Genomic DNA, 25,001 nt, shown 5'->3' with positions numbered 1-25,001 from the left:
GCTGGGCTTTGGAGGAGACACTGAACGCAGCTGCGCCAATTTCGTGAGGTCAACCCCAGCCTCCGTTATCCCCACACAACGAGGACGAGTGAACGATCATGTACAAGCTCGGCGCTTTCATGCTTGCGCTGCTGGGTCAGCAGGGATTGGCAGCCGCGCAGGCTCCGGCCGACAACATTGCAAAGCCGCTGCTGGTGCCGTCCGATTACGAGCGAGCGCTAACGATCGGCGCTCAATATAACCAGCTCACTGTCAATATGCCCGACGTTCCGTTCTGGCTCGCAGAGGGCGAAGCGTTCGTCTACCGACGGACGACTCAAGGCAAGCACCAGTTCATGCAGGTCGATGCTGCCACTGGCGGAAAGCAGCCGGCTTTTGATCATACCCGCCTCGCGGCGGCGCTGGCCAGGGCAAGCCTCGAGAACTATAAGGCCGACAATCTGCCGTTCGACCGTTTCGAGCTGGCCGACGATGCTCGCATGATCACCTTCAACATCGACAACACCCGGTGGACATGCGACCTCGTAAGCTATGGCTGCACAGCCAATGCCATGCACCCGGACGTCCATCAACAGATGGGCTATGACCCCACTCCGCCCGCGGAGAACGATCCGGAGAACACAAGCATATCCCCTGACGGCAAATGGTTGGCCTATACTACAAAATACAATATCTTCCTGCGCAGCGAGGACGGCTTGCAGGACATCCCTTTGACCTGGGACGGATCGGAAGGCAACTACTATGCTTTCTCGACGCTAAGATGGTCTCCAGATTCGCGTCACCTCGCGGCTTACCGCATCCGTCCAGGCCACAAACGTCAGATCCACTACATCGAATCGTCCCCGACGGACGAGCTTCAACCTAGATATTCGACGATGACGTATCCGAAGCCGGGTGATGCCTTGCCGCTGCTCCAGCCGGTGCTGTTTGACATCATCATGCAGAGCAAGATTGAAATCGACAATGCTTCCTTTCCAAATCCCTACCACCTTTCGCCGATCAAGTGGTGGAAGGATGGTCGCGGGTTCACCTTCGAGTATAATCAGCGCGGGCACCAACTCTATCGACTTGTCGAGGTGGAAGCTGCTGCGGGTAAGGTGCGCTCTCTGATTGATGAGCGCAGCATTACCTTCATCGATTACCAGCCTCTGGTGATGGACCAGCAGAACACTGGAAAGTTCTTCCGCTACGACGTTGAGGACGGAAAGGAGATCATCTGGGCGTCCGAGCGCGATGGATACGAGCATCTGTACCTCTTCGATGGCCGAACCGGCGAGCTCAAAAACCAGATCACTAGAGGAGATTGGGTGGTTCGCGCGGTCTACTACGTCGATCCGGTCAAGCGCCAGATTTGGTTTGGTGCGAGCGGGAGGGACAAAGGGGAAGATCCCTATTTTGTCCATGCTTACCGTGTCGACTTCGATGGGAACGGACTGACCGCGCTCACTCCTGAACCGGCCAACCATCACATTGAGTTTTCGCCTAACGGCCGCTACTATGTCGACCTGTGGTCACGCATCGATGTCCCGCCGCGCTTGGCGCTGTATCGCGCCAGTGATAATGCCGAGCTGATGCAGGTTGAGAGCGCCGATATCTCGGAACTCATCGCCTCCGGCTGGCAGCCGCCCCTCAGCTTCCATGCCAAGGGCCGGGACGGCGAGACCGATATATGGGGGGTTATTCACAAGCCCCTCAACTTCGATCGAAACAAGAGATACCCGGTGGTGGAAAACATCTATGCCGGCCCTACGGGTTCTTTCGTTCCGAAGTCGTTCTCGGCCTTGGTTGAGCCGCTCACCCAAATGGGGTTTATCGTCGTTCAGATCGATGGAATGGGTACGAACAATCGCTCGCGCGCGTTCCACGACATTGCCTGGAAGAATTTAAAGGACGCCGGCTTTCCCGATCGGATTCTATGGCATAAGGCGGCGAGCGCGAAGTATTCATGGTACGATATTTCGAACGTCGGCATTTTTGGCGGGTCCGCCGGCGGGCAGAACGCGGTGAGCGCGCTGCTCTTCCATTCTGATTTTTACAAGGTGGCGGTGGCTAACAGCGGCTGTTACGACAACCGGATGGACAAGATATGGTGGAATGAACAGTGGATGGGTTGGCCGGTTGGTATCGAATATTCGCTGTCCTCCGCCATCGACAACGCCCACAGACTACAGGGTAAGTTGATGCTCGTTGTCGGCGAAATGGACCGCAATGTCGATCCGTCCTCTACCTTCCAGATGGCTGATCGGCTCATCAAGGCAGGAAAATACTTCGACATGCTTGTGGTACCCAGTGCAGATCACGGAGCGCCCGGCAATTATAGCGAGCTCAAGCTTCTGGACTTCTTCGTTCGCAATATTCTTGGGCAGATACCACCTAACTGGAACGCCCTACCGATTGAGCTGCTGAAACCCAATTAAGGGCCATGATTGCGCGAAGAGCTATCATCATTTAGGTCCAACGCCGTGGCGACTCGAACGAGCGCCCTCCGATTTCGCTTGTCTCTCAGCATTAGTAAGCAAAAGCACAGTCATCTATGACTCTTTGGGAGTTTTGGGACAGGCGCTGAACCTCCTCCGAATGAGTGGACACCTGTAGTAGGCTCATTGAGCCCGGAGGTGTCGAATGGAACGTCAACGTCGGTCATTTACCGAGGAGTACAAGCGCCAGGCCGTCGAGTTGGTGGTGTCCAGCCGTCGCACGGTCACGTCGGTGGCCAAGGAGCTCGGTCTGCGCGACTCGGTGCTGCGGCGCTGGGTCGACAAGCTCCGGCAGGAGCCGGCATCGGCGAGGTGGCGCCCCACCACGCAGGTGACGCCGATGTCGGCGGACCAGGCTTCGGAGATCGCCCGGCTGCGCCAGGAGACCGAACGAGCGCGACATTTTAAAAAACTGTCCAGAGCCGTTGCACGCTGCGCGGGTTAGAAACAGCCTTGTGCTATTCTCTGCGGCCGGGAGGGCAGCGGCCGTCAGCTTATTGGAGGCGCAATAGCTTCTTCCATACCTTGAAGACCGAACTCGTTCATCATCGCAACTACAAGACCCGCGCCGACGCCCAGCGTGATATCTTCGCCTTCATCGAGGGCTTCTATAACCGAACAAGGCTCCATTCCGCCGTGGGATATATCGCCCCGATCGAGATGGAGCTAAACGTCGCCTAAACCCGTCTAATTTTTTGGGGGAAGATCATACGGGACATTCACCGTTCAGCTGTTGCTGCCGCTAGCACCCCTGCCGGTTAAAACTCGACGGCGTTCTCAACATCGAACCAAGCATTGGGCCGAGGCTCGTCAGCTTCTCGGAAGCTAGCGCCCCATTCTGAGATCTCTGGACACTTGACCAACGCAATGCCTTCGAAGCGGCTCTTGGCTCGGCCGGTAAATTGCAAAGGTGAGTGTCGATTTCGCCGGGCTGTTGTTTTCGAGCGCGTCAATCAGCTTCTCGAACTGAACCCTCCGTAGCTCGCGCGGAGGATCCGAGCTTAGCTCGGAGGTTGAGAAACCTCTACGTTCTCCAATGAGCGTGGTGAGTCGATCGTTAATAAGCCGAATTGGGCTGAACTGGACAGTTGAGCGTTGGCCAGAGTGAGAGCAGGAAGAGGGACAAAAGGTCTCTGAGCCAAGCCAGGACACGGCGGAGGTTGTGGCCAACGGCCGAGAGGAGAACGTTAGCGGCATCTCCGGCGCGGCCTTTGAGATAGCAGCGGCCAAGGTGACCTTCGTTCTTCATGTGTCCGATGATGGGCCCGATGGCGGAACGGCGGCGTAGCTCGCGCTTGATGACGCCGAAGACGCCGCGCTTCTGGCCCGAGATGAAGACGCGGCGGGGATTTTGTGTGTCGTGGCCGCGATATCCCTTGTCGACATAGGCCCGTTCGATCGGGCAGCCGGTGAGGCTCTCGGTGCGCTCGATGACGTTGCGAAGGGTGTGACCGTCGTAGGGGTTGTCCGGCAGCGAGCAGGCGTGGAGCACGAACAAGCCGCCCGGAGCTCTTTGGTTGTTGGTGACGATGGAGGCCTTCACGCCGAACTCATAGGGCGCGGCGGCCTTGCCCTTGCCGATGCACTCGACCTCCGGAGCATGGAAGGAATACAACTTCCAGCCGCGCTGGCGCTGCTGCTGCGAGCCGATCTGGGTGGCTCGGCTCAGCGGCAGGGCGAATGCCTCCTCCAGTGCGGCCTGGCCCTCGGTCTTGTGGCGAATGTCGCGGATGATCCGGCCCAGCCGGCTGCGCAGGGTGCGCAGCTGTCGCTGATGCCGGTTGAATTGTTTGGCATGAGCGTAGCGGCCCGCCATCATCGCCGCGCTTTTGGCCACGCGAACATAGGATTGCCGGAGCCTGACCCCGTGCTTCCTCGCCAGGCGGTTCAACCCGCGGATCGCTGCATGCAGCAGCTTGGCGTCGGTCGGGAAGCTGATGGCCTTCGGTTGGACGGTCGTGTCGACCGTGACCCGCTTGAGGTCCTGGCTGCGCAACGCACCGCTCGCGTGCGCCACGCGAAGGCTCTCGGCCAACAACCGCTCCAGCTTGTCGCCGAGCCGCTTGCGCCAGTGGCTCAGGTCTGAGCGCTCATGCGGGAAAACGTGCTGGAAAAACTCTTCGCCGGTGAAGAACTGGAAGTACGGATCGTGGACCCAGCGCTCGCACACCCCCTCATCGGACAGGCCGTAGATGTGCTTGAGCAGCAGCAATCCGATCATGAAGCGGGTCGCGATACCCGGCCTGCCGTTGTCGCTGTAGAGCGGCGCGATCTCGCCGTCGATCCAGTCCCAATCGACCCTGCCGGCGAGCAGAACCAGCTCGTGTCGCATGTTGATGATCTGGTCCAGCCGGGACCGGAACAGATCGTTCGAGCCTGTCGTCCTGTGCTTCTTTGGTCGCATCGGTCCCTCCGATGCAGCACAGAATCACGGTTCGCAGCGGCAGGGAAATCCAAAATCGAAATTGCAGGTTTTTGCTGTGAAGCCCCAATCCCCTGCAATCTCAAATGCCGCCGCAACCGGAAAACAGACTCTCAATCAAGTGCTTGGAGGCTTGTTCACGGACAACTGGTGAGGATCAGAACAATCGAGCCATGGAACCTGACAGGCACTCCAAATCCAGCGTTGACCAGCCCGACGAGAAGCTTCGCGGCCGAGCGAGGCCCTGACCCTACGCGTCGGCATAGCAATCGTGGACCGGTTCATCATATCGTTTTACAGCTTAAGGGAGATGCAGTGAATCGTGAGGGGCTCTATTCTTCGATGTCCGCCGGATAAATTTGGAAATGCGGCAAATGATGATCGAGGACGATAAGGGGATTCGCCCCGGCATCGAAACGATGCGCGGGTTGCCTGCATTTTATGATGGTGCAGTCGTGACGACATCGTCGCTCACGAATGTAAGTCTATGTGTCGATCTGGACGCGGCGAAGCAGTTGGATCGATTACAGCCGATGATCGAACCGATAAACTACACGACGCTTTGGCAGCTGCAACCTGTGTCAAACAGTTGAAGTTCGATGCGGTTTCTCCTTTTCGCCCGATGAAGTAGTCTACGAAAATCGAGCGATGCAGTTCGTAGCGCATATTTAAGCTATCTAATGCGGAACGAACGCCGCATAAACTTCATCGGCTCCACTAGGGTTGGCGCGATTATCGCCGCCGCTTCGGCCAAATATCTCAAACCATATATGTTGGAGCTTTGGGCTCGACGCCGTTGATTGTGCTCAACGACGCGGGCGAAAAAAATGACAAGGCTGGCGCGAGCGCCAAGCAAAGGAGACAGGCGAGGGGTGTGGCCCTGCGAAGTGCACACCGCAGTTTTCCTTATTCGCGCGGGAGGGCCACTGGCGTGGAGCGTCGGTCGAGATAGCCACCAGGGAACGCAGTCAGGGGAAGGATTGGCGTATATGGATGCCATAACGCGAGCCCAACCAGCCGCGCGTCAAGCCGTACGATCAGTTTGCGGGCGATCATGTTAGCTATCGCCTCATCAATCTCGCCCTGCATTACATTCGCCGCGCCCGGCCGATCGCACAGGCGAGTTTCAGGCGAGCCTTCGTCCGCGGCCAGAAGAATTTCTCGCTCGAGGCCTCTGACGCGGTGTTCGCGCTCGATTGCTATGGCTCGCGTGTCCTCGACTATGATTTCGTCGCCGTTGTCCTGCATCGACAGCATAGAGAAAGTCGGCCCCCTCCAGGCTTTCAGCCAGGCATCGATGCCCTTGGCGACGGCATTTAGCCCCGGGCGGTTTTCGTCGCGCGGTGTGAAATGGCCGCCGACATCGTGGTCTTCGCTGTCTTCGAAGTAGTATACCTGTTCCGAGAGATCGCGCTCCGACAGCGGATACACGTAGCGATAGGGGGCGGCCGGGAGCAGCTTCAGTCCATGTTTCTCAGCTGTGTAATGATAGGGGCTGTAGCGCTGGTATCGCAAGCGTACCGCAGGTCCCGGCTGCAGATGATGCAGCAACGGCAAACAAGAGGCCATTTCCGCATACCATGCATCACACTCGCCGGGAAAGCCCCACAATAAACTCCAACTGACCCGCACGCCGTACTGACGGCACCACTTCAACAGCTGAACATTGTGCGCTGAGGTCGTTCCTTTGCGCATCAGCTTCAAAACACGAGTATCCAGGCTCTCAATACCCGGTTGAATCCAGCGGACGCCGGCGGCAGCCAGCTTTTCCACTTCGTGGCGCTTCAGGTTGGCTTTGACCTCAAAGAAGATCGCGAGCTTCTCGGGTAGCGCGGTGAGGTGAGGGAGCGCCTTTTCAAGGTAGTCAATGGCCATAATATTGTCTACAGCTTCGATGCGCGACGAGCCGTAGCGCGCCGACATCTCAATCATCTCCGCTGCGGCCTGCCCCGCGGGCTTCTGGCGGTAGGTCATCGATCCGCCGTTCAGCCCGCAAAACAGGCAATGACTGCGCTCGCCCCACCAGCAGCCGCGAGAGAACTCCATCGGCAGCCCAGCATGGATGCGGTCGGCGTAGAGCGACGCCTCAACCTCCGCAAAATAGTCCGAGAAATCCGGCAGCGGCAGGTCACGCATGTTCTCGATCACGGCGCGGGGCACTAAGTCGCGCGTCGACGCCGCGGGATAGCCGGCCTCGCGATGCGTCGGGCCGAAAACGCCAAATGGCAGGTCAGCAGGCGGGATGTCTCTGCCGCGATTTAGGATGTCCCAACACAGCGGGCCGATCAGTGCGTCGGCCTCGCCCGACACGACATAGTCGACCCATGGGAAACGCGCGTGAGTGCTGCGCCCCATTACCGACTCGCAGTTCGCTCCACCCATGAGGGTGACAAGATCAAGTGAGCGCTCGCTCAGCCGGCGCAGCAACGCGAGCGAGGGGACATGCTGGGTGAAGGTCGAGCTGCACCCGACCATAGCCGGCCGCTTCGCCAATATCTTGTCAGCCGTCCAGTCGATAAACCCGCCGATGAGCGAGCGCAGCCTAAGGAAATTCGCGCGACGCTCGGCCATACCTTTGCCTGCGTGTATCGGGTTGCGCTCGAAATAGAGGTCGAGGAAGGCGTTTTGTTCGGGTTCGAAGCCGGGAAAAGCAATGCCCGCGAACAGCCAATCAACCAGTGCCTCCTCTGGCGGGCAATTCTCAAGAGGTCCATAGTCGGCGATGCCTATGTATTCTAGAAACCAGATGTTGGCATATGCTATGGTGGATTGCAGTCCAGCCTGGGTCAGCGCTGATTTCAGCAGACCAAGCGCCAGTGACGGCCTTTCGACTGCCGACACAGGCATGTTGACTAGGACGATTGGCACAGCGATACTCATAATCATTCCACGTTATTCATGATGTGCGCACAGGTGCGTTCGCCATGCCATAGTCTCATGCGCCGGACGGCAAAGTGAATTCTGCGCGACTCCTGACCGGAGCCGTGAACATGAAGTCGCTAATTCGGCTAGTGGGCAGCCCGCTTCGAGCCACGATTTCCGCGTCACGTTCGTTGCCCGGCGACTGGACGGCATGAGCAAGCAGAGAGTGCTGGAGCCGAACGGGGAATAATTGCCTGCACGCGGCTCCGCTCTGGTATTTAGCGGCGCCACCCTCGAGTGAGACTCGCTGTTTTTCATCATTGATGAACGGACTGACGTCGTCATTCACATGGACCTATCAAAGTTTCAGGCGCGTCGTCGTCCGCTAGCAGGGATCACCGCCAGTGCAAGTTGCAGTGGCGCGCCACGAAAAGCCACGACCTCTCCGGAACCAGCGGCACCGTCGTCTGGCAGAACCATTTGATTGACCACTGGGCGGGGCAAGCCATTCTCGACTTAACCGCGTGCGTCCCAGTCGTGCACCGCTGATGCCCGAAATGAGGGCTTGGCTCGAAGCCGCAAGCGCGGAACCCCGCTGGTCTTCTTTTGTCACGCCGGTTGTGCACGCCACGAAGCCAGGGACCGTGGATGCGGAGCGGCATGTCATCGCGCTCAGCACTGCTGGATGGTGGGATGCTGCTGTCGCTTGAGGCTAAGTAGTGCCTCAATGCGAATCGGCACAATCTGCACCCGTATGGGAGGACGCGTGTTTGACTCCTTCGATGCGCCTCGTCGTCCAGTCACCGGTCTGCCAGATGAAGCAGTCGTCGAGGTCTTCTTCGATCAGCCCGGTCATGTACAACTGATCGAGCAAGTCGGCGACCCCAAGGAGGGTTGTTCCGTCAGCTGCGACCCGAATAACCAGCTCCGACATTGTGCAGTTGCCGTCCGCGATCAAAGGGCCAACGGAAATCGGGGCGATGTCGTCGAGCACGCGGTGTTCCATGTTGCGTGAGCGAAGATGAAAGCACCGGTTCCCTGCCTTATATTGCAGGTCCCTGCGGAAGCGGATCGGCAGGTCATGGGCTGGGCTCTCGAGCATATACTGTTCGATCATGCTCTGCAGCCCGCCCCGGAAACCGTCAGGCGTGCTGAAGAAGCGTTCACCCAGAATGCGGGTACCCGAGAGGCCAGCGATCGCTACCCGGCACCGGCGTCACCAGTCGTAAACGCCCCTGCCGCATATTTACGAGGAAGCCGGAAACGCAGGCGATCGTCGTGTGATTGCGTTCCAGAAAGGCGATTGCACCGTCCTTGTTAGCGCCCCTGCGCTTCTCCTTCCGCTCGCGCGCGCGCCCGACCATGGCCTTTGCTGTCTGCGCCTCCTTGCCCTGCAGGATGAGTTCGACTCCTAGCAACTCCTCAGGCGAAAAGGCCGTGTGAATCTGATTAAGATGGGCCCTGCTCAGCACGGAGAAACGATTCGTCGTCGTGCGATATAGATTGAAGAGCCCGAGCACGTGCCTGGTGAGTGCCGGATCCTTGAGTGGGGCTGCGGTTGTTGTTTGCGGTAACGCGCCCGTAATCTGATAGTAGTCGAACAGAAAGCGATCGTAGTGTGGGTTGTCCATAGGATCTGTGGCCCAGTAGCAGAAGCCCGTGCGGACTGCAGAACCAAACATTTCGCTCGCGACACCAACCACGCCCCGCCAAAGCGCTGCATGCTCTTTGCTATGTCGTAATAGCCTGTAAAGCGATCGGCCGAGAGGCCACAGAACCAACAACCGACGCTGCAGCCTTCGCTTAGCTCGAAAGCGATTATGGGGTGCGTGAGCGACGCCGCCGACACGCCCAATTGGTCATTGCAGCGCCGGATTTGCCGCTCGCGCCAAGCATGAAAGCGAGGATTGATCGTCGACATCTCGCCTTCGTCGCGCAAGAGGTCGCGATGACGCATCATCTCGCGGAGATACTCATCCCACATCACAGCCAGCGGCCACGGCGCAGACTCCGGCTTGAAGCGGTATTGTTGGTAGCCACCGCGCCAGAGCGGCAGCACCTCCATTGGATCCACATTGATGCCGTACCGCTCTGTTACCGCTCGAGGGGTGGCGATTGCCTCCGCAAGCGCCCTGCGGAACTCCTCGTCACCGACTAACCGCTCCATGAAGCGTTTGAGATGCGATAGCGTGCGCAGTTGCTCCGGGGTACGCCGGTCAAAAATCTGTCGGTAGTGCTCGGCGGCAGCGTGTGTCATTGACGAAGCTTACTTCATGTTTTCATCGCACTTCATCGCACTTCATCGCCTCCTCGAGCAACCACCCGATGCGGTCAGAGCGAAGGCATGTCAGACCTCGGCCACGACCGCTACAATAACAACCACAACAACTGCAACGGGCTCAACTGCTGTGGCGTGGTCAGAGGCCGCTTCCGCGGCTTGCGCGCCGCTCGTGGCCACCTCTGCAAGGGCCTGAACAGCGCCGGTCGAGATCGTATCACTCGAATTAAAAGTGCCACCGGCGAGCGGTTTAGTCGTCAACTTCTGTCGAGCTCGAATGCAACTTTTAGCTTCATCAGGTGTGAAGCTGTAGCCGAGGCTCTTTCCGATCGCGACAATCGATGCAAGGCCGGTAGCAATTGGTTTTACGCGTTCAAGCAGACCACCGTCGTTCCCCAGATCGTTGACGAATCGCTCTACGTCAGTTCGCGACACAGCCAGTCTCCGTGCCTTTGCTCAAAGTCGCCAAATCATCCATCTCGGGCTCACAAGCGATTGGTGCCGACGCCGTTAACAGGGCAAGAGGCGTGCCGAATTGAAGATTGCTGATTTTTCGTTTTTCTGACCCTGCGTATCGTCCACTTGGTGACACTTTGTTGCCGAACTGACAATCGGCCCGCTACGCGGGACGAGGTTTTCGTTGACAGTATCCAAACGGAGCAGGTTCTTCACGGCTGCGCCACAACGACGGAGGCAATCCGTCGAACAATACAAAATAGTCAAGAGAGCCTGGGGGCGCTGTCCAAGCGTTATGGATCAATCCGAAGACCGTCGCAAAATGGAAGAAGCGCGGTTCGGTGGCCGATCTTCCGACCGGCCCGAGAGAGCCAAAATCCACCAGTTTGTCGCTTGAGAAGGAGGCCATCATCGTCGCCTTTTGCAAGCATGCGCTGCTGCCGCTGGATGACTATGACTGCCTTTATGCTCTCCAGGCGACAATCCCGCATCTGACACGCTCATCGCTTTATCGCTGTCTTCAGCGCCATGGCATCTCACGGCTTCCGACGTGGAGGATGGCAAGGGCGTAAGGCGCAAGTTCAAAAGCTATCTCGGATACTTCCACATCGACATCGCCGAGGTTCGCACCGCGATGGGAGGGCTTTATCTCTTCGTCGCAATCGATCGAACCTCGAAGTGCGCCTTCACCGAGTTGCACGAAAAGCCACGAGTGTCACAGCCGACTTCTTGCGGAACTTGATCAAGGCAGTCCCTTACAAGATCCACACCGTTCTGACGGACAACGGCACCCACTCACCGACCCAAGCGGTGGGAGTTGGACTGTGGCCGATATCAAAGCCATGATCGAACGAAAGCAACCATTTTGGGCTCATGCCTTCGAGGTGGCCTGCGCCCGCAATGATATCGATCGTTGCCTGACCAAGCCTAAGCATCCCTGGACCAACGGCCAGGTCGAGCGGATGAACCGCACCATCAAGGAGGCCACAGTCAAGCGCTTCCACTACGACACGCATGACGAGTTGCGCAGCCACCTCGCCGACTTCGTCCGCGCCTACAACTTCGCTCGCCGGCTGAAGACCCTGAAGGGCCTCACGCCCTACGAATACATCTGCAAATGCTGGACTTCCCAGCCAGAACGATTCAAACTTAATCCGCTCCAGCAAATGCCGGGACTAAACACCTAGTTTGGAAACGCAGTCGCTGTTGGAGCTTGCATACGGACGGCGCGGGCCGCTCGCCGTCGAAGGAGAGCGGCAATCGCCGTTCTTGAACCGGGCCCGTTTCTTGAGCCGCTGGTTGGCTGCTTTCGGGCAACGCTCCCTGTTGCTGATCGCGCTGCTGCTCCTCTGGTAGGCAGCTTCCAGGTTTGGTTTGGTAGATCCGGTCTTCCTGCCACCGTTCACGGAGGTCATCGTACGCTTGCGCAAACCGGCGATCATTCACTACTCTTGAGCACAGCCAGCGAATTCACACGGCGCTTTGCGCCATCAGCAATCGATATGGCCATCTTCTCCGGAAATCCTTTTGGAAGCGCATTCAGCACCTGATCTATGGCCTTTGCGGCTGTATCGCCGAGCTGCTGGATGACAACCTTGACTGTTTTGTCGGGTAGACCGCAGCTTTTCGCAGTCTGCACGAAATGTCGGCCGAGAACCGTGTGGACGATGTAATGCCGGTTGCTGCCGATCGCCATGGCCAGCTTCATTTGGTTTTGGCTGATCTGTCCAGCGTCCAAGCTCGGTTGGGTCGAAATGATGTCGTAAAGCGGTGCAAGATGAAAACGACCGCCCGGCGCCAAATGAATGCTAAAATTCTTCGCGTGGCCATCGGTGGCGGCAAGCAGCCAGAACACGATCTGCGCCTTGAAGAAAATGGCCTGGTCGTCCTCAGGCGTATCGCTGCCCTTGAGGAAATCCGAGATTTTGCGGATGCCGGGTCCGCCATCGGATTCATACTTTCGCGCGGGTGGAACGGACAGCGCCTGGCAGCAGTCTTCCTGCGGCAGCCGCAACAGGCGGCCGTCGCGCGTCCAGATGCGATCGAACCGCTCAACTGCGAGCACGCGGCGCCCGGCGAAATCGATGATGCTTGATTTGGCGACAGGCAAGCCGAGTGCCGCAACCAGCTCAAGGCACAGATGCTCGTTTTCAACGCTGCCGGTCAGGTCGATTCCGTTCGGCAACTTCCCGATCTGCGGCTTGATAATGTGCGTAGTTGCGGTCGTGCCATGAGGCACGTGCCACTTGTCTTTCCAGTAAAGCAGCGCTGTCTTTTCCTGCGCGCCCGCGAGAGAAATGCGGAAGTCCTGGTCGGGGCCGATGCCGAGCGGATTGCTGGCAAGGTTGCCGAGAATGGCGGCGATCTCCTGATCGCTAGCGGCGCGGCCATCAATGGCGCCGGCGCCCCCGGGTGCGGCACTGTCGGGAAGGAATTGCAGCGCCCCGATGCAATCGCGGCCGATGGCGGAGAGCAGGCTGTAAGCATCGGCGCCATCAGCATGCGCGCGTTCGGCGACGCGTCGGCGGATGTCGTCATTATCGGGCAGAAGATTGTCAAAAACAGCGACGACGGGATCGCCGATATAACGATCCTCCCGCAATGGCAGCGACACGGAAACGGGGATGGCATTTTCCCACGCGAGCCACTGCTTGTCATACTGGAAATCGATTGCGCCACTGCTCTCGCGCCGCAGCCGCCCGACCAGCCGTGCGTTGAGGTAGACGTTGAGCGGCGCACGGGCAGGGCGACGCGCCATCAGAACAGATCCTCAATCGCTTCAGCCGTCAATTTGGTGCGCGGCCGGATGACCAGCTCGAGGTCGAGCGCGGCCAGCGCATCCATCAAGATGCGCAGCTGCGTTGCAGGTTCACCGGCCTCCAGCTTCGAGACCGTCGCTTGACGCGCATGCATCTTCTCACCGAGGTCCCCCTGGGTGAGCTTCTTCTGCCGCCGGTAGCGCCTGATCCCGGCGCCGATTTGCTGGGGGGTGCGGGCAATCGTATCCATAAAGGCATGATACGCAAACGCGTATAATTTGTCAATATACGCGACCGCGAATATCTACAGATCATACGCTTTCGCGTATACTAGGCATATTGAAATTACTAAAAAGCTAAAGCTGATGATCGATGTAGAGCTGGGCTCGAATCTGCCGGTGGGCGAGAGAGCCTCCTCGACATGTCGAACGTTCGTATCACTATCGTGCCAAGCAACTCCTTGTATCCATTTTGCCGCAACAGTAACAACAACAAATTCAATGACTTGAGGCCGGATTGTTCCCGATCTGAGACCGGACCCTAGTACCCGGAATCAGAGCTGAGTGATACGGCGGCCTTTGAAACGGCGTTGACGGACCTTTTTCTTGGTCCAGACGAAGGGCTCGGCTCTGTCGTTGTATGCGTTGACGTAGGCATCGATGTGTTCCTGAAGCTGCTTGAGGCTCGTGAAGGAGGTGCCGCTGAGCGACTGCCCCTGCAAGATGGAAAACCATACTTCGACCTGATTGAGCCATGGCGCACTTATCGGCGTGAAATGAAATTGCACGTTGGGGTGGGCCTTGAGCCAGTCCTCGTTCTTTTTATGGGTGTTGAGGTTGTCGAGGATGACGTGAAGCTTGCGGTTCGGAAAAGTCGCGGTGACGCTGTTCATGAAATCGAGAAACTCGACGCGGCGCCGGCGTTTTGAATGGGTCGCGATGATCTTTCCGGTGGCGACTTCGAGCGCCGCAAACAATGTTGTGGTGCCATGCCGCTTGTAATCGTGGCTTTGGCCGGTTAAGGCGCGGCCATTGGGCAACTTCAGATAACCCTGCGCTCGCTCCAAAGCCTGGATCGAGGGCTTCTCGTCCACGCACAGCACAATGGCCTTCGCCGGCGGCGCGACATAGAGGCCGACAACATCGGCGGCTTTGGCCGTAAAGTTCGGGTCGTTGCTCTCGCACCAGGACTTGCGAGCCACCAGGTCAATCTTGTGGCTGCGCAGGAACCGCCAGACATATTGGACATCGACATCGCCCAGCGCCTCGGCCAGCAGGGGGCCGGTCCAGCGCGCAAACCCTTGCGGTGGCGGCTTATCCAGCAGCTTCAGAATCCGCTTGTCGGTCGTCTTCGTATAGATCCGCTGCTTGCCAGGCCGCGGCTTGTCTTGCAGCCCTTCAAGGCCATGGTCGGCATAGCGATGCCGCCAAAGGCTGACAATCCGCGGCTGGACCCCAACTTCCTTGGCGATCGACCGGGTGCTGCGCCCATCCGCCGCCAACAGAACTATCCGCGCCCGCTTCAAATCGCGCTGCAACGTCACCGGTGAGCGACAGCACGCCTCAAGCACCTTGCGATCTTTCCTCGAAAGGTGGACTTCTCTTGCTTCGGGTATCATCCCGACCTTGAATCACGACTCACGTTCCAAGAAAAGTGGGTACTAGCTCCGATCGGACCTTTGGAGTCTCGACAGCGATTGAGCTGGAAAGCTATATTAGAACATACTAAGAACTGATCTTCCGGTTGTGTTTTCAAGACCCACTCTCACTAACATTTTGCCCGGCAGGCCGTGCATTTAGTGCCGCCAACTCAGGATGAGGTCGGGCCCAGGAGCCGCGTCATTGACCTTGTTCCGCCATTTGCATGACGACGCCTTTTTAGCTTTTTCGCGCGATCACAAGCACCTGTACGCAGCGTGTCTGCTGGATCTGCACGAACGCTTCTTTTCAGGCGCGCCGTCGTTCCCGACGCCGCAGCAGGTGGTCCACGCCATCTACGACGTCATGCGCGCCAACCCCGTCCTCTGGAACGAGGGCGATGATTTCGGCAGCCTGCCGGAAATGATCTCCGCGAGACGCCGCCGGATCCGGAAGGCCGACGTCGCGCTCGCTTCCGAGAAGGGCGACAAGGCGCTCGGTCTTGCCCGACAACTATACGCCCGGCTGCTCGTCTGGGGATGGCTTGAAGAGGAGGAATACGGGCTTCGCGTCACTGTGGACATGGCTATGGGACCGCTGCTCGTGCTGCAACGGCTCGCGAGCCTCAACAAGGATCTCTCGCAGCGATTCGGCGGCTTGATCGTGCAAATCCGCCTCAACCTGGAGGCCGTCGAAAAACTGAGGCCTGAGATCACCGACCGCAAGCAGCGCGAAGCCGCGCTCGCCGTCCGCGAGGCGCGCAATCAGGCCGACCAGTTCACTAAGAGTCTGCGGGCCATTCTGGCCGACCTGAAGCGCGTCCGACGGACCGTCATGGAGTCGAAAACAGTCGCTACCCGGCTCGAAGCCTTTTTCGAGGAGTTCATCGAACAGCTCCTGCTGAAGGATTTCGAGTCCATCCTCACCGTCAACCATCCATACCGCTTCCGCGACGCCATCGTCGATCTCGCGCGGAGGATCTCCTACAGCCCGGAAACCATGCAGGTCCTCGCCGAGGAGTACATAGCTTCCAGCATGGCAGCCGACATCGAGGACGGTCGAATGGCCGCGGCCGACGACCTGCTGGCTATCGAAAGCATCTTCGATCAGATCGGGGAGATGTTCGACAGGATCGAGGCCTTCCGCAGGCAGCTCGAAGCCCGGGTCCGCAACACCATTAAGTACGCCGAGCGGGGCGGGCAGGGACTCGTCGGCCGGGCCGGCGACCTGGTGCGGCGCCTGGATGCCTTACTGCGCGACGGCAGGCACCACAAGGCGACAATCGAATGGAGCATCGAGCCGCTGCGGTCGCCCTGGTCGGAGCACCATCAGGCGCCGGCCAGGCAGCCGCGCCGTCCCGTCGAAGCAAGGGAGCTCGCCGAGCCGCCGTCGGATCCGTTGTATGAACTGCGCAAGAAGCTCCGCCTCGAGTACATCGCTCGCATCGCGCCCCGCCCCGAGGATGTCAGACGATTCCTCGAGGGCCAGGTGCCGCCATTCGCGACCAGGGAAGCCCGCTTCATGGAAATCGATACCGTGGACGACTTTCTCGCCTTCGATTGCGCCCGCCGATATGCGCTGACAGGCGAGGTTCCGGCGCAGGTCGCGGCCGGGTTCGAACTCGAACCGTGCCCCGACACGCCCCCACACGACAGCGAATGGCTCCGTTGCGCCAACTTCCTGGTCAAGCGATCGGGCGCACTCCGGAAGGCGAGGGCGGCTCATGCTCAGTGAGTTCGAAAACGTCGAGCGCTCCTTCGGCGCGGAAAAGGCAGCCGACCTCCGCAAAGCGCAGCACTTCCTGCTACGGCGGCAGTTCGTGTTCGCGGGAGACCCCCGGACCGGGACAGTCTACAACACGATCATGGACGGCCGCTTCCGCGACGTGGTCGACGGCTTCTTCGATAGTTGCGGATACCGCGTCCACCGCGATCCGGAGGCGCAGTGGGCCGGCATCGTCGCCATGGACGAGGACGTGCCGCTGCCCCGGATGAAGCTCGACGAAACCATCGTCATGCTGGTGCTGGCGGCATACTGGCAGCAGGAGGTGAACGTCGGAGCAGTCGAGGACCGGGCCGTCGTAGTGGCCACTTTGAACGACCTGTTCGATCGCTACCGCGAGATGGCGCAACACGGCGGCGGTGGCGCGATCTCGGCCGCCCGGTTCCGGGACATCCTGCGCGAGGTCGCCCAACGCAGTTTGGTCGAGATCGGTGATTTTGACGACGAGCAGCAGGACTGCGAGATCAGGATCCGTCCGATGATTAAGCTGATCAGTGGCGGCGATGCCCTCCAACGGCTCGAGCGCTACGTCCGTAGCGAGGAGGCGCGGTTTCCGCAGCCCACAGGAGGCGAGGCATGATGGAGCTACGCCACCTGACGATGGTGAACTGGCACCTGTTCGACGTCGCCGACATCGACGTGACAGGACACGTCGGGGTCCTGGGCGAGAACCGGTCCGGCAAATCGACAATCCTCGACATGGCACAGGTCGTTCTCACCGGCGCGAGCCGGCGGTTCTTGCGCCTGAACGCGGTCGCCGGCGATAGCGGAAAATCGCGCAGCGGCTCGAAGCGCAGCGTCGTCGATTACTGCCTTGGGACGCTCGGCGAAGACCAGCGCCGGCGCGACGAGGCGCGCACCTACATCGCGCTCGGTTTCGAAGACACGGAAGACGCCCGGCCACCGGTCACGATCGGCATGGCGCTCGAGGCGCGCAAGTCCGACAGCAGGGAGACCGTGCTGGCATTGTTCGTCGCCGTCGGGACCGTTCTGAGCTCCAAGGACTTCATCGAGCAGCGAGGAAAGTCGCAATTCCCGGCGCAATGGGAGGACGTGCGCGCCCGGATCGTCGCGGCGGTCGGCGAAGGCAGCTTCGTCAATCATCGCGACCGGGCGAGCGACTATGTCCGCGAGTACATGCGCCATCTTCTGCCGCATTCGTCCTTTGGCGAACAGAACGCCAGCGCCCTGCAGAAATCAATCGTCAACGCGATGACGCTCGATCACAACCAGACGGCGACGCAGTTCGTGCGGAACTACATCCTCGAGGACAGTCCGATCGGCATCAAGGAGCTGCGCGAGTCGATCCAGACATACCACAACATCAGCGAGACCATCCGGAAAATGCGCCTCAGGCTCGAAGCCCTGAGGGCGCTTCGGAGCGTCCTCGCCGCGCTTGAAGAGGCGCTCGAGACCAAGTTCAGGGAGGAATGGGTCGCAAAACGCGCGACTTGGCTCGCGGCGCGCGCGACAAACCTGGACTTCAAGACCAAGCGGCGTACCGAGATGGCCCGCCGGGACGCCGCAGCAAAAGAACTCGAATTCATCGACGACGACGTCAAGGCCATCGATAAGGAGATCGAACGCCTCACGGCCGCGATCGCCGAGCACGATGCCAAGACCGGCAGAAAGTCCCTGCAGCAGACCGCCGATGTGGCCGGGCAGGCGGCGCACCGCGCCTCGGCGGACTTCAAGGCTCGCATGGAGAACATCCGTCGCCTGGAGCCGCTACGCGCGATGTGCGCGGACGGTTTCGAGGACTTCGTTCCTGCGCTTGAGCGTCTTCTGACCGCCACCGCCGGGGCCGACATCGTGGGCGTCTCCGACGAGGTCACCGCGGCCGAGAAGTCCTTCGCGGCAAGCGGCGCCAAATGGCTGCCGAAGATCGACGAAGCGCGTCAAACGATCATCGCGGAGCTTTCTGGCCTCCGCGGCAGGCGCGACGAGGTGCTCGAACGGATCCGACAGCACGCCGCCGGAGGGGCGCGTGCCTATCTCGGCGACGACACTGAACTCCTCTGCCGCAGGCTGCGGCAGGAGGGAATGGTCCCGCGCGTACTCTGCGACATCATCGAAGTCGCCGAACCCGAGTGGGTGGGAGCCGCCGAGGCGCTCCTCGGCCGCGACCGGGAAGCTGTGTTCGTGGACAGAGCGGATATCAGCGCCGCCACGTCAATCTTCAAGGAAGGTCGCCGCGAGTTTCGCCATGCATCGCTCGTGAGCCTAAACAAGCTCGAGCAGTTCAGGGCCAAGCCGGAGCGCGGCACTTTCCCCTCGATCTTCCGGAGCCAGGATCCGGACGCGATGGCCTTCATCATGCGCCGCTACGGCAATGTCCGTCTCGCCGACACGCTCGACCAGTTCAACAGGCCCGGCCGGGCGATTATGAAGGACGGCCTCTACGACGACGGACTCGTCCGGAGCCATCGCTGGATCGAATCCTCGCAGCATAAGATCGGAAAGGCAGCCCAGGCGAACGCCCTGCGATCCCTGCAGGATCAGGCCGAGGAGCTGGGTCGGATCATGACCGACAAGGGGAAGGAGGCCCATGCCGCGGAGCAGGCTTTTGCCGCTCTGAAGAACATCTGCGAGGGACGTAATGACCTGGGGGCGTGCGCGGCCGCCTTCGTGGCCGCGCAGACTGAGGTCGCTGAAGCTCAGGCCAGGCTCGATGCTCTCGACGGCGCGGGGGACGGCGGGCTTCGCGAAAAAAAGAGGGCGCAGCAGAAGCTGAAGGAGAAGAGGCTGGAGGAGAGAAAGACACAGCAGAAGGCATTCGGCGAGCATGACGGCGAGGTCAGGTCGGCGGAGAGGAGGCTCGGAGAGGGCGAGAACGTGCCTGGCTCCGAACTCAACCTTAGGGTCGCCCGGTCGATATACCGCAAGTTCTTCCCACTCTACTCCACCGCGAAAGGCAGGGCCGTCTACCGCGACCGCCTCGATGCCGCAGCCCAAAAGGGCTTCGCGGAGAAACACCGGGCTATCGCCGAGAAGGCCTTGAAGGATGCGAACGCGTCCGACAACGAGCGCGCCCGGATCGAGCGACGGGTCCGCGAGCTTCTTTACGATTACTTCGACCAGTTCGGGATGAGTTCGCAGGTCGGCGCGGAAAGCGAGCCGCTGCGGGAGGTGAAGCCATGGATGGAGCAGCTGATCTCGGATATCGAATCCAACGAGCTGCGCCAGTACGAAAGGCAGGCGCGGGAAGCGGCAGAGAAGGCCTCCACCCTGCTGCGCGGCGAATTCATCAATGCGCTCACGGCCCGGATCGGAAAGATGGAGCGGGAGCTGCAATCGTTGAACCGTAGCCTCTACGCACATCCCTTCCATAACGAGCGATATTCATTCCATCGCACCCAGATGGTGGAATTCCAGCCCATCCTGAAGATTATCGAAATCGCCAAAACCTCTCCGGAGGCGCTCGATATGCTGTTCCGGGGCGACGTGCCCGATGACTTCCCGCACAAGGATACGATCGTCGCACTCGAGGCGCTGCTCGAGGACCCCGACAAGGATTTCGCCCAGTTCGAGGACTACCGCAACTTCTACACCTTCGAGATCCACATGGAGGATGTTGCCACCGGCCGCTCGACCCGCTGGGAGCAGCGGCGCGGCACCGGGTCTGGCGCTGAACAACAGGTGCCTATCTACGTTGCCATCGGCGCTTCGCTGGCCGCCGTCTACGGCAGCGCGGAGCGTCGTGCCGGCAAGCCCGCCGGTTTCGCGCTCGCCATGTTCGATGAGGCCTTCTCCAAGATGGACGGCAAGAACCAGCGGCAGATGATGAGCTTTTACAAAAACCTCGGCCTGCAGTTCGTGATCGCGGCGCCGTTCGAGAAGCGCGTCGCCGTGCTCGAGCACATGGACACCATCGTGGAGGTGGACCGGATCGGCGAGCAGTCTAGGGCCACTGTGGTGGAACTGAAAGAGAAGGCCAAGCGCGAGCTGATGGCCATCGATCCGGACCTGATGTCCGAAGATGAGCTCGCCACCCGTCTGGCCGCCGAGTAGCCATGGCTCGGCGTTTCACGGATGCGATCGGCCTGCTGAACGACCTGCTCAACCGCTTCGAGGCGGGGGCCGCAAGCCCGATCGCCCACCCGGACTACCCCGCTTTCCCATCAGTAGTCGCGGCGGACGCCTTCCTGAAACAGATCAGGGAAGCCGAAAGCGCCGGCGCGGTCTCCCTTGGTTGGGGGCGGGGCCCCATGCGCGACCAAGTGGCACATGTGCGGCTGGCCTCGGCGGAGATCCTATACCGATATCTCCGCCGTACCCCCGCGTCGCGCATCGCGGAGGATGCCGCTGTGCGGCTTGTCGCCGGGGCGGCGATGCACGACTCTCTGAAGAACAGCGCTTCCCAAGTCGCCGAGGTATGGGGGCGGGGGAAAACGTGGCACGGGGTTGCTTCGTCCGATGTCGAGACACTGCGCGACGCGTTCGTTCTCGCCCAGGCCATCCTGGCTAACAAACATCTTGGCGTCGACTACAAGACCTTCTCGAGACGAACGGTGGGGCACAGCAAAACGCTCGAACGGATCGAAGGCGCGGTCGTGCGGCTCCTGAGCGGCATCCTGGAGTTTCCCCCCGGCGCGCGGCCACGCGAGGCGCTCCGGGCAATCGGCCTTGAGCGCTTCGCGCCACCGCTGCTGATCGCGGGCAAGATCGACCTCGATGGAGCCGACCTCTCCGGAATCTCTCCGCTGTATCTCGGAATCACTCCCAAGGAAGCAGATCGCGTCCGCTTCCGGGAGCCGCCGGCCTACGTGCTAACGATCGAAAATTTCGCAAGCTTCAACCGGCACATCGCCGAGGCGGACCCCGGCCGATTAGGAACGACCATGTATGTCGGAGGGTACCCCTCGCTTGCCACCCAGCAGGCGCTGCGGACGATCGCAGGATTGGTATCCGAACAGACGCCGATCTTTCATTGGTCGGACATCGATCCGGACGGCACCTGGATCTTCCACACCATCGAGCGCGCCGTCGACCGGCCGATCCGTGCCCACCTCATGAGTGTCGAAGTTGCCGAGCGTTTGGGACAAGTGCCGTTCAAAAAATCCGCACCCGCTCGATGTCCACCGGACTCCGGTATCGCAGCTCTGGCAGCGTACCTGGCGAAAGATGGAGCCAAGACGCTCGAGCAGGAAGAACTCGATCCAGTCCTGCCAGAGTTTCATTAGAAAATGCGCGCGGACGCTCGTGGTTGCTGCTTTGGCTGTCTCGCTCAGGACGTCATTTGTTTCAAGCGCGACAACAGCACCGCCCGCAACTACGTGCTGCGGGCAAACCGACATCGTTTCTTCATAAAAACGCTCAACCAGCATTGGCATGCCAGTTGCTTGAAGATGGGACGAAACCACCTGTGACTATGATGCTCGTTCAGCATCCGGTTGAAGTATTGAGATGAAATATGCCCGCTTGATCGATGGCAGAGGTCCCCCGATGCGCTTTCCAAACCGGGCGCCTGCCTCGCGAACTCTGCCATCTTGGGATCGCGCTCCGGTTTGCCGGGCAGAAGCCGATTGTCTTGGGGGCTCGCAACGAATGGTGGTTCTCAGCAAGAACGCCAGCGTAAAGGCGTCCTCAGGACGATCGTTTGGCATCGGATTAGCCCATGGTTCGGGGTGGGGCATCTGCGACATGCAGAGCCTGCGCTCTTGAAGCTAGGTGTCGGCCTTGCATCGGGGCTTGCAGATGGTCAATGAGCTAATGCAGAACGATTGGGATCTTGAGAACATACTCAGGCAACAGGACGAGCTCAAGGTCAAGCTGCTTCGCGCCCAATCGGTTGTCGCCGAATGTAAGGCAGGATTGGCGGATCTGGAGCGGAGGCTTGAGTGTCGAGCGGTCTCGATCGATGAACGCCAGCGCAACTCTGCGGCAAACAATTCAATACGCAACGCACGGCCGCCTAAATCGCGAAGCCTCGATAATCCTGTTAACCCGGATGCTGCCGTGGCGTTTTCGCCTCGATGGGACCGCTGAAAGCTGCCGCCGCGCACGTTAACGGCGACAGGTTTTGGGACGGACCTGGCGAAGATCTCGAGACGCATGGTGTTGCGAACCCGGCGGGCGAACTGGACAATTAGGTGCGGCCTTGCCGATAGGCTCGGCTTTTTGGCTGATCGCGGTGCGTCCGCCAGGGATGCGCGCAGAGCAGCACCAGATAGGGGACGTATCGCCGCGTCTTTGGCTAGAGCCTCCTGTTTCGGGGCTGCTCACGTAGATGTCCTGAATCGAGTGTCAAGAGCTCTCCACTTCCAGCCAGTTCGGTCGTCTTGTCCGTCTTTAAGTCGTTGAAATTTCCGATTAGGCGTCCATGGAGGGGCGCGAGCGGGCGCGTTCAATGACCACGATGGTCCGCTATGGCCGTTGGGCAGGCGACGTGCCGAGCGGTGCTGACCGCGGAAGCCGACCATGCCTCCGGCATCGCATGGATGATGACGGAACTCACTGACTATGTCCCGCAAGCGATCACTCCGGAACAGGGCGGGTAACGGCAGTCATCTAAAAATTCGTGAGACACCAGGAAGAGGGGATCCGGTGCGAATGCGATCCGGTGCCGGCCGTAGCCTCGTCAGCTTCTCGAAAGCTTTCCCGAATACTCACTGCCCACCGATCCTGGACGAGAGGCTGCGTGGACTCACGCGCAATTGGAGTTGCACAAATGAAATCGGGGACCGGTTGGGAGCTCAATCAGTGTGAGCAGGCTGACGTTACGAAGTTGTTGGATTTTCGTACTATCGCAAAACGCTTCATCTTTTTCGCGCATAGGCAAGGTGCTGCTGCGCGATCTCAAGTCCAGGCGTCTACTGCGTCGGATAAATGTCATCTTGTGCGCGCCAGTGACGCACGCGGCGACTCGATCAAGCCAGCGCTCAATACCAGAAAAGGCACGCGACAATGATGCGCGTGACAAAAGCACGAGCAGGTCAATGACAAAGCGTTTTCGCAACTGGGCCCTATTGTCCATACTCGCCTCCATGGTTGTCGGCCCCGCCGCAAAAGCGCAAGACCGCCGGACTATCGCCGAACCTGTTGCACCTGATACGGTCTGTGATCGCCCTGTGCCTTCCGGCAAGAACGATACAGTTAGCCTACAGGAGGCCATTGAACATTGCCCCGATGGCGCTGCAGTTTATCTCGGGCGCGGCGAGTTTCACTCAGGTCCACTCGAGATGAAATCGGGCGTGACCTTATGGGTCGGACGCGGTGCGACACTGATCGCCATCCCCGAACCTGCCGCTTACGACAAGGGCCTCGGGCAATGTGGTCGCATTGCGGAAAAGGGCGACGGTTGCCGGCCATTCATCAGCTTTTCTAAAACGCGCGGCGGCGGTATCTACGGAGAGGGCATCATCGATGGTCAGGGCGGCGCGCTGATCGGCGGCGGCGCGGAAACCTGGTGGCAGCTAGCCCGCCGCGCCCAAGCCCAGGGCGGCAATCAGAACGCCCCACGCTTGATCCAGGTCGATCATGCGCAGGATATCACGTTCTCTGGTGTCACCTTGCGCAACGCTGCCAATTTTCATGTCGCGATGAACCGGGTTGAAGGTGCCACGTTTTGGGCCCTCACGATCGATTCGCCGGCGGATGCCCGCAACACCGATGGCATCGATCTTGGCGCCAGTCAGGATGTGACCATCACCCACAGCTGGATCCGTACGGGTGACGACAACGTCGCAATCAAGGCCGGCGACAATGGTTCAAGCAGCCATATCTCGATCATTGATAATTATTTCGGCTGGGGGCATGGCATGTCGATCGGCAGCGAGGTGAATTCCGGGGCCAGAGACATATTGGTGCGTAATCTGACACTGGATGGTACGACGTCGGGCCTGCGCATCAAGAGCGATGTTGGTCGAGGCGGTCTGGTCGAGAACGTGACTTATGAGTACGTGTGCCTGAGGGGCAACCGGTGGCCGCTGGCTTTCGATGCAAAATATGATCCGCGCGCTCAAGGCACGAGGATTCCGGTCTATCGGCAAATCGTTCTCCGTCATGTGCATGGCGACACTGGTGTGCTGCTGATGCGCGGCATAGACGAGCGGCATGCCCTGGACGTGACACTCGAAGATGTTCGATTTGCCAATTCCGCGACTTGGCAACTTGAACATGCGAACGTCAGCGCAAATCACTCTGACGTATGGCCCCCGCTGCCCGGACGAGCTACACAACCGCCGCTGCGCGGATCGGAGGTATGTTCCAAGGCATTCCGCGACGGCAATCGGTAAGCACTACACGCGGCGCCGAACTCAGGTGGTGAGTTCCGCATCTGGGGCCAAGATTACTGGTGTTGACGAAGGTCGGGCTCATGTCCCGAGT

18 protein-coding genes and 2 pseudogenes are annotated in these 25,001 nt (G+C 59.8%); 12 read left to right on the top strand and 8 right to left on the bottom strand.

Annotation, left to right across the window (positions count from 1 at the left end; genetic code table 11):
- Positions 1-98: 98 nt before the first annotated feature.
- From BJ6T_RS37830 to BJ6T_RS47745, 3 genes are all read left to right on the top strand, one after another.
- Positions 99-2,417 carry a S9 family peptidase gene (locus BJ6T_RS37830; protein WP_014497844.1) on the top strand — a complete coding sequence of 773 codons (2,319 nt, stop codon included), beginning with the start codon at positions 99-101 and terminating at the stop codon, positions 2,415-2,417.
- A gap of 205 nt (positions 2,418-2,622) precedes the next feature.
- A complete protein-coding gene (locus tag BJ6T_RS37825; protein ID WP_011084772.1) occupies positions 2,623-2,922 on the top strand; it encodes a transposase in 300 nt (99 codons plus the stop codon).
- A gap of 8 nt (positions 2,923-2,930) precedes the next feature.
- Positions 2,931-3,158, top strand: a complete 228-nt coding sequence (locus tag BJ6T_RS47745; RefSeq protein ID WP_370091571.1) for an IS3 family transposase — start codon at positions 2,931-2,933, stop codon at positions 3,156-3,158.
- 376 nt (positions 3,159-3,534) lie between these two features.
- Here the strand turns inward: BJ6T_RS47745 and BJ6T_RS37820 are convergent, their stop codons facing one another.
- A complete protein-coding gene (locus tag BJ6T_RS37820) occupies positions 3,535-4,881 on the bottom strand; it encodes an IS5 family transposase (RefSeq protein ID WP_014497842.1) in 1,347 nt (448 codons plus the stop codon).
- A 392-nt stretch (positions 4,882-5,273) separates the two neighbouring features.
- Between BJ6T_RS37820 and BJ6T_RS37815 the strand changes: the two genes are divergently transcribed.
- The gene (locus BJ6T_RS37815) at positions 5,274-5,492 is read left to right on the top strand and encodes a hypothetical protein (protein WP_223153707.1); all 219 of its coding nucleotides are present in this window, start codon (positions 5,274-5,276) and stop codon (positions 5,490-5,492) included.
- Between the two features lie 99 nt (positions 5,493-5,591).
- Positions 5,592-5,716: pseudogene (locus BJ6T_RS48805) on the top strand (aldehyde dehydrogenase family protein); the annotation flags it as partial.
- An 89-nt stretch (positions 5,717-5,805) separates the two neighbouring features.
- On the opposite strand, the gene BJ6T_RS37810 reads toward BJ6T_RS48805, so the two are convergent.
- The 4 genes from BJ6T_RS37810 to BJ6T_RS37790 all read right to left on the bottom strand — a co-directional run bounded on the left by BJ6T_RS37810 (position 5,806) and on the right by BJ6T_RS37790 (position 10,474).
- A complete protein-coding gene (locus BJ6T_RS37810; protein WP_014497841.1) occupies positions 5,806-7,785 on the bottom strand; it encodes a RiPP maturation radical SAM C-methyltransferase in 1,980 nt (659 codons plus the stop codon).
- 700 nt (positions 7,786-8,485) lie between these two features.
- Entirely contained in the window at positions 8,486-8,878 is a 393-nt protein-coding gene (locus tag BJ6T_RS37805; protein WP_011084778.1) for a hypothetical protein, read from the bottom strand.
- Positions 8,879-8,924: 46 nt separating this feature from the next.
- Positions 8,925-9,392 (bottom strand): hypothetical protein, encoded by a 468-nt coding sequence (locus BJ6T_RS37800; protein WP_028143999.1) that lies wholly within the window; start codon positions 9,390-9,392, stop codon positions 8,925-8,927.
- Between the two features lie 716 nt (positions 9,393-10,108).
- On the bottom strand, positions 10,109-10,474 hold the full coding sequence (locus BJ6T_RS37790) for a Nif11-like leader peptide family natural product precursor (protein ID WP_011084781.1): 366 nt from the start codon (positions 10,472-10,474) through the stop codon (positions 10,109-10,111).
- Positions 10,475-10,687: 213 nt separating this feature from the next.
- On the opposite strand from BJ6T_RS37790, the pseudogene BJ6T_RS44420 reads away from it, so the two are divergent.
- Positions 10,688-11,682 (top strand): annotated as a pseudogene (locus BJ6T_RS44420) (IS481 family transposase).
- Between the two features lie 251 nt (positions 11,683-11,933).
- Here BJ6T_RS44420 and BJ6T_RS37775 read toward each other — a convergent pair.
- The 3 genes from BJ6T_RS37775 to BJ6T_RS37765 all read right to left on the bottom strand — a co-directional run bounded on the left by BJ6T_RS37775 (position 11,934) and on the right by BJ6T_RS37765 (position 14,872).
- Entirely contained in the window at positions 11,934-13,253 is a 1,320-nt protein-coding gene (locus BJ6T_RS37775) for a type II toxin-antitoxin system HipA family toxin (RefSeq protein ID WP_011084785.1), read from the bottom strand.
- A complete protein-coding gene (locus BJ6T_RS37770; protein WP_011084786.1) occupies positions 13,253-13,504 on the bottom strand; it encodes a helix-turn-helix domain-containing protein in 252 nt (83 codons plus the stop codon). Before BJ6T_RS37770 ends, BJ6T_RS37775 begins: the two co-directional genes overlap by 1 nt.
- A 303-nt stretch (positions 13,505-13,807) precedes the next feature.
- Complete coding sequence (locus BJ6T_RS37765) at positions 13,808-14,872, bottom strand: IS630-like element ISRj1 family transposase (protein WP_043900307.1); 1,065 nt, start codon at positions 14,870-14,872, stop codon at positions 13,808-13,810.
- Between the two features lie 223 nt (positions 14,873-15,095).
- On the opposite strand from BJ6T_RS37765, the gene BJ6T_RS37760 reads away from it, so the two are divergent.
- The 6 genes from BJ6T_RS37760 (at position 15,096) to BJ6T_RS37740 (ending at position 24,910) form a co-directional block, all read left to right on the top strand.
- Complete coding sequence (locus BJ6T_RS37760; RefSeq protein ID WP_014497837.1) at positions 15,096-16,625, top strand: Wadjet anti-phage system protein JetA family protein; 1,530 nt, start codon at positions 15,096-15,098, stop codon at positions 16,623-16,625.
- Positions 16,615-17,253, top strand: a complete 639-nt coding sequence (locus tag BJ6T_RS37755; protein ID WP_014497836.1) for a DUF4194 domain-containing protein — start codon at positions 16,615-16,617, stop codon at positions 17,251-17,253. The genes BJ6T_RS37760 and BJ6T_RS37755 overlap by 11 nt, the downstream gene beginning before the upstream one ends.
- Positions 17,250-20,684, top strand: a complete 3,435-nt coding sequence (locus tag BJ6T_RS37750; RefSeq protein ID WP_014497835.1) for an SbcC/MukB-like Walker B domain-containing protein — start codon at positions 17,250-17,252, stop codon at positions 20,682-20,684. The genes BJ6T_RS37755 and BJ6T_RS37750 overlap by 4 nt, the downstream gene beginning before the upstream one ends.
- A gap of 2 nt (positions 20,685-20,686) precedes the next feature.
- Positions 20,687-21,856 (top strand): Wadjet anti-phage system protein JetD domain-containing protein, encoded by a 1,170-nt coding sequence (locus tag BJ6T_RS37745; RefSeq protein WP_011084791.1) that lies wholly within the window; start codon positions 20,687-20,689, stop codon positions 21,854-21,856.
- A gap of 514 nt (positions 21,857-22,370) precedes the next feature.
- Positions 22,371-22,661 carry a hypothetical protein gene (locus BJ6T_RS44415; RefSeq protein WP_014497834.1) on the top strand — a complete coding sequence of 97 codons (291 nt, stop codon included), beginning with the start codon at positions 22,371-22,373 and terminating at the stop codon, positions 22,659-22,661.
- A gap of 950 nt (positions 22,662-23,611) precedes the next feature.
- The gene (locus BJ6T_RS37740) at positions 23,612-24,910 is read left to right on the top strand and encodes a glycoside hydrolase family 28 protein (RefSeq protein WP_014497833.1); all 1,299 of its coding nucleotides are present in this window, start codon (positions 23,612-23,614) and stop codon (positions 24,908-24,910) included.
- Positions 24,911-25,001: the final 91 nt, after the last annotated feature.

Origin of the sequence: Bradyrhizobium japonicum USDA 6, from assembly GCF_000284375.1 — a bacterium.
Lineage (GTDB): Bacteria > Pseudomonadota > Alphaproteobacteria > Rhizobiales > Xanthobacteraceae > Bradyrhizobium > Bradyrhizobium japonicum.
This window is presented reverse-complemented; position numbering and strand designations above follow the sequence as displayed.

Excerpts from the sequence above, each read along its gene's own strand:
- BJ6T_RS37830 (WP_014497844.1), top strand. The coding sequence starts at position 99 with ATGTACAAGCTCGGCGCTTTCATGCTTGCGCTGCTGGGTCAGCAGGGA.
- BJ6T_RS37825 (WP_011084772.1), top strand. The coding sequence starts at position 2,623 with ATGGAACGTCAACGTCGGTCATTTACCGAGGAGTACAAGCGCCAGGCC.
- BJ6T_RS37820 (WP_014497842.1), bottom strand. The coding sequence starts at position 4,881 with ATGCGACCAAAGAAGCACAGGACGACAGGCTCGAACGATCTGTTCCGG.
- BJ6T_RS37815 (WP_223153707.1), top strand. The coding sequence starts at position 5,274 with ATGATGATCGAGGACGATAAGGGGATTCGCCCCGGCATCGAAACGATG.
- BJ6T_RS37810 (WP_014497841.1), bottom strand. The coding sequence starts at position 7,785 with ATGATTATGAGTATCGCTGTGCCAATCGTCCTAGTCAACATGCCTGTG.
- BJ6T_RS37805 (WP_011084778.1), bottom strand. The coding sequence starts at position 8,878 with ATGATCGAACAGTATATGCTCGAGAGCCCAGCCCATGACCTGCCGATC.
- BJ6T_RS37800 (WP_028143999.1), bottom strand. The coding sequence starts at position 9,392 with ATGGACAACCCACACTACGATCGCTTTCTGTTCGACTACTATCAGATT.
- BJ6T_RS37775 (WP_011084785.1), bottom strand. The coding sequence starts at position 13,253 with ATGGCGCGTCGCCCTGCCCGTGCGCCGCTCAACGTCTACCTCAACGCA.
- BJ6T_RS37770 (WP_011084786.1), bottom strand. The coding sequence starts at position 13,504 with ATGGATACGATTGCCCGCACCCCCCAGCAAATCGGCGCCGGGATCAGG.
- BJ6T_RS37765 (WP_043900307.1), bottom strand. The coding sequence starts at position 14,872 with ATGATACCCGAAGCAAGAGAAGTCCACCTTTCGAGGAAAGATCGCAAG.
- BJ6T_RS37755 (WP_014497836.1), top strand. The coding sequence starts at position 16,615 with ATGCTCAGTGAGTTCGAAAACGTCGAGCGCTCCTTCGGCGCGGAAAAG.
- BJ6T_RS37750 (WP_014497835.1), top strand. The coding sequence starts at position 17,250 with ATGATGGAGCTACGCCACCTGACGATGGTGAACTGGCACCTGTTCGAC.
- BJ6T_RS37745 (WP_011084791.1), top strand. The coding sequence starts at position 20,687 with ATGGCTCGGCGTTTCACGGATGCGATCGGCCTGCTGAACGACCTGCTC.
- BJ6T_RS44415 (WP_014497834.1), top strand. The coding sequence starts at position 22,371 with ATGGTCAATGAGCTAATGCAGAACGATTGGGATCTTGAGAACATACTC.
- BJ6T_RS37740 (WP_014497833.1), top strand. The coding sequence starts at position 23,612 with ATGACAAAGCGTTTTCGCAACTGGGCCCTATTGTCCATACTCGCCTCC.